This is a genomic window from Sphingopyxis sp., assembly GCF_016463645.1.
In the GTDB taxonomy this organism is placed as follows: domain Bacteria; phylum Pseudomonadota; class Alphaproteobacteria; order Sphingomonadales; family Sphingomonadaceae; genus Sphingopyxis.
In genome coordinates this window covers 1-2,061 of record NZ_JAEMQX010000157.1, presented here as the reverse complement: position 1 = coordinate 2,061, position 2,061 = coordinate 1, and the positions used below count along the sequence as shown (strand labels likewise).

3 protein-coding genes are annotated in these 2,061 nt (G+C 68.1%); 1 reads left to right on the top strand and 2 read right to left on the bottom strand.

The features are described from left to right. Positions 1 to 607: hypothetical protein (locus JHC57_RS19880; RefSeq protein WP_294032328.1), on the top strand; the 607-nt coding region annotated here is incomplete at its 5' end. Position 608: 1 nt separating this feature from the next. On the opposite strand, the gene JHC57_RS19875 is transcribed toward JHC57_RS19880, so the two are convergent. Further along, complete coding sequence (locus JHC57_RS19875) at positions 609 to 1,340, bottom strand: hypothetical protein (protein WP_294032327.1); 732 nt, start codon at positions 1,338 to 1,340, stop codon at positions 609 to 611. A 136-nt stretch (positions 1,341 to 1,476) separates the two neighbouring features. Further along, positions 1,477 to 2,061 (bottom strand): ATP-binding cassette domain-containing protein (locus JHC57_RS19870; RefSeq protein ID WP_294032326.1); only part of this gene is annotated, 585 nt, incomplete at its 5' end.

Genomic DNA, 2,061 nt, shown 5'->3' with positions numbered 1-2,061 from the left:
CGCGCTCGCCGAGGGGCTCGGCGGGCTCGCGCGCGCGCTGAAGGCCAGTCACCGCGTCCGCATCGGCTGGCCGACCGCGCTGCTCGGCCTGTTCGTGTCGTGCGACGTCGTCACCTTCTGGATGTACGGCTGGTCCTTGCGCGACCTGTTGCCGCTGAACTGGCCGGTGCTGTTCGGCGGCTTCCTCGTCACCGCCGTCTATTTCGTCGCGGCCAGCCTCGTCTTTCCCGACGATCCCGAGGAATGGAGCGATCTCAATGCCCATTTCGACAAACATCATCGCAAGGTGCTCGGCGGCATCCTGCTCGCCAATGCCGCGCTGCTGGTGACGGTCGGGGTTCTCGCGATGTGGCCGCCGTTCGACCTGCGCAATATCGTGGTGACCTGGTCCTTCTTCCCCGTCGCGCTGCTCGGCATCCGGGCGAGGGACCGCCGCATCACAATGGCCTGCCTTGCCTGGCTGATCCTGCTCTATCCCGTGTCGGCGGTGTGGCCGGCAAAGGCTCCGGCGGTCGCGGCGTCGGCGCCGCCGCCCCGGGCCGACCCGGCGCCGCGCGGCGGCACGGCGGAAGATGCGCCCCGGATCGGGTCCGGAGCGCATCGCTGATTCAGCCTTCGGTCGGCGTCGCCATCGCTGCGGGTTCGGCCGCGGGCGCGGCTTCGGCTTTGGGCGCCGCCGCTGCCGGCGTCGGCACGGCGGCGGGCGTCACCACCGCGACCCCCGCCGCGGGGGCGAGCTGCGCGGTCGGGACGACCACCGCGCCCGCCGGAATGACATAGGCGAGCGGCTCGTTCGTGCGCGCCATCAGATGCTGGCCGACCGGGATGATCGCCGACTTGCCGGTGACGAAGGCGCCGAACACGCCGACCGCGATCGCCGCGCCGACCGCGGCGCCGGTGTTCCCTTCGCCCTCCTGCCGGTGCATCCCCGCCAGCGGCAGGCGGTGGCCGTTCGGCAGCGTCAGCTCGTTGAAGGTGACCTCCATCTTCGCCGATTTGCCGAACGCGCCCTTGCCGGTGCGCCACGTCACCGTGCCCATGCCGCGCGTGCCCTTCGGGATCACGACGACGCCATTGTGCATCACGTCGAACACCGTGTGCATCGGGATCGTGTGCCCCTCGCGCAATTTCTTGCTGTTCGCCTCGGCATCGGGCGTCAGGATCACTTCGGTATAGGACGGCAGCATCAGCCCGGGCGCCGGCGCCGCGATGGCGACCGCGGGTGCGGCGGCGACCGCCGGGACCGCGGCTGGCGCGGCGGCGGTTTCGGTGACGGCGGCGGGTTCGGCCGCCCCGGCGGGTGCCGCGGCTTCCTGCGCCTGAGCCGACATTGAAAGCATGACAAAAGAGACCGCAAAAGCGGACGCGCCCCTCAGGTAATTCATCCATTTTCCCCCAAGCCGCAGAGTGCGGCCAAGGGTTATCTGCAAGGGTGCAAGTGACTTGTCAATCGGGCCCGAAGGATAGGGCGCGCCGTTATTTGAGCAGTGGTGCCAGATACTGCCCGGTGAAGCTGCGCTTTTCTTTGACGACCTGTTCGGGCGTCCCCGCGGCGACGATTTCGCCGCCCTTCACGCCGCCTTCGGGGCCCAGGTCGACGATCCAGTCGGCGGTCTTGATGACGTCCAGATTATGCTCGATCACCACGACGCTGTTGCCCTGATCGACGAGCGCCTGCAGCACTTCGAGCAACTTGCGGACATCCTCGAAATGGAGGCCGGTGGTCGGCTCGTCGAGGATATAGAGCGTCTGCCCGGTCGAACGGCGCGACAGTTCCTTGGCCAGCTTGACGCGCTGCGCCTCGCCCCCCGACAGCGTCGTCGCCTGCTGCCCGACCTTGATATAGCCGAGGCCCACGCGGACGAGCATCGCCATCTTCTCGCGGATCGACGGCACCGCCTTGAAGAATTCGGCCGCATCCTCGACCGTCATGTCGAGCACGTCGGCGATGCTGTGGCCCTTGAACTTCACCTCGAGCGTTTCGCGGTTGTAGCGTTTGCCGTGGCACGTCTCGCACGTCACATAGACGTCGGGCAGGAAGTGCATCTCGATCTTGATCAG